Source organism: Bradyrhizobium sp. 147 (assembly GCF_023073935.1).
Taxonomy (GTDB): Bacteria; Pseudomonadota; Alphaproteobacteria; order Rhizobiales; family Xanthobacteraceae; genus Bradyrhizobium.
This window is the reverse complement of the sequence record NZ_JADPKL010000044.1, coordinates 1-4,055: the sequence shown is the minus strand read 5'-3', so window position 1 is coordinate 4,055 and position 4,055 is coordinate 1. Positions and strand designations below refer to the sequence as shown.

General features: G+C 62.6%; 2 protein-coding genes and 1 pseudogene. All 3 read right to left on the bottom strand.

What is annotated here, in order from left to right:
* On the bottom strand, positions 1–2,699 hold a 2,699-nt coding region (locus IVA87_RS10995), incomplete at its 3' end, for an efflux RND transporter permease subunit (RefSeq protein ID WP_247333541.1).
* A 68-nt stretch (positions 2,700–2,767) separates the two neighbouring features.
* Entirely contained in the window at positions 2,768–3,961 is a 1,194-nt protein-coding gene (locus IVA87_RS10990; RefSeq protein WP_247333539.1) for an efflux RND transporter periplasmic adaptor subunit, read from the bottom strand.
* A gap of 1 nt (position 3,962) precedes the next feature.
* Positions 3,963–4,055: pseudogene (locus tag IVA87_RS35330) on the bottom strand (TetR family transcriptional regulator); the annotation flags it as partial.

Genomic DNA, 4,055 nt, shown 5'->3' with positions numbered 1-4,055 from the left:
GTGTAGATGTTCATCGTCGCCACGCCGAAGAACAGCGGGATCAGCGCGCCGACAATCGCCATCGGCACCGAGATCATGATCACCAGCGGGTCGCGCAAGCTCTCGAACTGCGCCGCCAGCACCAGGAAGATGATGATCAGCGCGAAGCCGAAGGTGATCGCGAGCTGGTTACCTTCTTGAACATACTGCCTGCTGTCCGCCAGATAATCGTGGCTGAAGCCTTGCGGCAGCTTCTTGGCCTCGCCTTCGAGGAAATCGACTGCCGCACCAACGGTCACGCCGGGCATCGGCACGGCCGAGAACGTCGCCGAATTGAGCTGGTTGTAGTGGGTCAGCGAGTTCGGGTCGGTCTTGGTCTCGATCGATACCACCGTCGACAGCGGGAGCTGCTGGCCGGTGTTGGTCGTCACATAGTAGCCGCCGAGCGATTCCGGCGACAGACGCTTGCCGCGCGGCACCTGCGGGATCACCTGGTAGGAGCGGCCTTCGAGGTTGAAGCGGTTGATGTAGTTGCCGCCGAGCAGCACCGCGAGCGTAGAGCCGAGGTTCTGCATGTTGACGCCGAGGTCCTGCGCCTTGGTGCGATCGATCGTGACCTTCACGTTCGGCTGATTGTAGGCAAGATCGCTGTCGGAGACGATGAACATGCCGCTCTTGCGTGCGGCGTCCTTCAGCTTCTCCATCTGCTCATAGACCGTCTGGAATCCGGCGGTGGAGTTGATCACCATCTGGATCGGCAGACCGCCCGGCCCGCCCGGCAGCGGCGGCAGGTTGAATGCGAAGGCCTGCACGCCCTCGATCTTGGAGAGCTCGGCCTGCACCAGCGGCTTGAGCTGGATCGACGACCGTTTGCGCTCGTCCCAAGGCTTCAGGAGCATGCCGGCGATACCGCCCTGCGGGCCGTTGATGCCGTTCAGCACGAAACGCAGATCGGTTTCGGGGAATTTCTGGAATTCCTTGTCGAGCTTCTCGCCATAAAAATCGACATAGTCGATGTTGGCGTATTTCGGCGCTTTGGTCACCGCAAACACGATGCCCTGGTCTTCCTCGGGCGCCAGCTCCTTCGAGGTGTGCATGTAGAGGAAGCCGACCAACCCGAGGATCGTCACCGCGAACAGGCCGGTGATCGCCTTATAATCCAACGACCGGTCCAGCTTGCGCCCGTACCACCGCGTGATGGCGCCGAACACCCGGTTCACAAGCTTGGAGAACCGGCCTTCTTCGGTGTTCTTCAGCAGCACCGAGCACATCATCGGCGACAGCGTCAGCGCGACTACGCCCGACACGATCACCGAGCCCGCCAGCGTGAACGCGAATTCGCGAAACAGCGAACCGGTCAGACCGCCAAGGAAGCCGATCGGCGCGTACACGGCCGCTAACGTGATGGTCATCGAGATGACCGGGCCGACGATTTCGCGCGCGCCTTGCAGCGACGCCTGTACCGGCGTCTTGCCCTCCTCCAGATGGCGGTGGATGTTCTCCACCACGACAATGGCGTCGTCGACCACGAGGCCGATCGCGAGCACCATCGCGAGCAGGGTCAGGAGGTTGAAGCTGAAGCCGAGCGCCAGCATCAGGGTGCAGACGCCGATCATCGACAGCGGGATGGTGACGACGGGAATGATGACCGAGCGCAGCGAGGCGAGGAACAGGAAGATCACCACGATCACGATGATCACGGCTTCGCCCAGCGTCTTCTCCACCTCGTCGATCGAGGATTGGATGAACTTGGTCGAGTCGTAGGCGACCTTCATCTTCATCGAGGGCGGCAGATTGCGTTCGAGCTCGGGGAACAGCGCGCGCACGCCCTTGACCAGCGTCAGCGGGTTGCCCTGCGGCGTTGCCTGCACGCCGATGAAGATCGCATGCTCGCCGTTGAAGGCAACGCTCGCGTCCGTGCTTTGGGCCGCAAGCTCGACGGTGGCGATGTCCTCCATCCGCACGAAACCGCCGTCCTTGGCCTTGACGATCATCTTCTTGAACTGGTTGACGTCGGTCAGGCCCGTATTGGTCGAGACGTTCGAGACGATGAGATAGCCCTTGGTCTGGCCCGCCGCGGACTGGAAGTTGTTGGCCTGGATCGCCGCCGCAACGTCCGCCGGCGACACGTTGCGGCCGGCCATCTTCACGGGATCAAGCCACAGCCGCATCGCAAAGGTCTGGCCGCCCAAAATGTCGGCCGAGGCCACGCCATCGACCGTCGACAGCACCGGCTGCACCACGCGCGTCAGATAATCCGAGATCGCCGAGCCTGATAGCTCCTCGGACGAGAAGCCGAGATACATCACGGCCGTGGTTTGACCCGTGGTCTTGGTGACGATCGGGTCGTTGGATTCCTTCGGGATCAGATATTTGACCGAGTTCGTCTTGGCCAGCACTTCGGTGAGCGCCTGGTTCGGATCGAAGTTCAGCTTGATGTAGACCTGGATCGTCGAGGTGCCGAGGACCGAGGACGAGGTGATGTAGTCGACGCCCTCGGCGGAAGCGACCGCCTGTTCGATCGGCGTCGTGATGAAGCCCTGGATCAGGTCCGCGGATGCGCCGGGATACACGGTCGTGATGTTGATGACGGTGTTCGACAGCTTCGGATACTGCCGGATCGGCAGCACCATCGCCGCACGCAGGCCTATCAGCAGGATCAGCAGGCTGACGACGACCGACAGGACCGGTCGCTTGATGAAAATGTCGGTAAAGGCCATCGCGGCGTCTCGATTTCTATCTCTCAAGAGCGTGATCCGGCCGAGCCGGATCACGCGAATGTAATGGGTCAGTAGCGCGGCGGCTGCGCCGGGATTGCCGGGGGCGGGTCGGTCGAGATCGACACCGGTGCACCCGATTGCAGCTTGAGCTGGCCGACGGCAACGACCTTGTCGCCCGGCTTCAGACCCTTGACGATCTCGACGCGACCTTCGACCCTGTTGCCGGTCTGCACGAAGGTGCGTACCGCAGAGAGACTGGTCTTCCCGTCCTCTTCCTTTTTCTCGGTGATCACGAACACCGAGTCGCCGTACAGCGTGTAGTCGACCGCTGTCTCCGGAACGGTGATCACGGCCGGCTTCTCCGGCAGCACCACGGTGGTGGTGACGAACATGCCGGGCTTCAGGATCTTCTCCGGATTGGCGATGGTCGCCTGCACGCGGATGTTGCGGGTATCGGTCGCGATCTGCGGCTCGATCGTGGTGATCTTGCCCTCGAAGGTGCGGCCCGGATAGGCATCCACCCTGAGCCGGACAGTCTGGCCGACCTTCAGGCTGCCAGAATCCTTTTCCGTCACCGTGAAGTTGGCCCACAGCTCGGACAAATCGGTCAGCGAGACGATCGCCGTGCCGGCCGTCAGATATTGTCCGACCTCGACCTTGCGCATGCCAAGGTCGCCGGAGAACGGCGCGCGGACCAGTTTCTGCGAAATCAGCGCCTCGGTCTTCGCGATGCCGGCCTGCGCCTGGTCGTAGGCGGCCTGAGCCTGATCGACGGTCGCCTGCGGGCCGAACTGGCGCGAGGCCAGCTGCTTGGCGCGGTCGAGCGACAGCTGCGCGACGGTCGCCTGCGCCTTGTAATTGGCGAGATCGCCCTGCTCCGGTGCGTCGAACAGCTGCACCAGCGGCGTGCCGGCTTCGACACGCGTACCGGGCTCGAACTTGATCTCGGTGACGCGGCCATTGACATCGGCGCTGACGTCGACCTGATGCACGGCGACAAGGCTGCCGACCGCAGTGAGCAGGTTCGGCACCACCTCCGACTTCGCCTCGGCCGCGCTCACCGCGGTCGGCGGCGGCTTGTTGTTGGCGAAGAACTGCTTGATCATCTGGCCGCGGAAGTAATTGAACCAGACGAGGCCACCGACGAGCGCGGCGAGAAGCGCGCCGACGATGATGAACCACAGCACCGGTCGGACCGGACGCTTGGGAGCCTTGTTGTCGATCGGTTGGCCCGAAATCTTGTGTTCGGCTACGATATTCATGTCATGCACTTTCTGCAATCGCCGCCTTGCCGGCATTCGCGGCCTGATTGTGGCCCAGATGCGCAGCAATTGCGGCGTCGTTAAGTCCGATACC

Excerpts from the sequence above, each read along its gene's own strand:
- IVA87_RS10990 (WP_247333539.1), bottom strand. The coding sequence starts at position 3,961 with ATGAATATCGTAGCCGAACACAAGATTTCGGGCCAACCGATCGACAAC.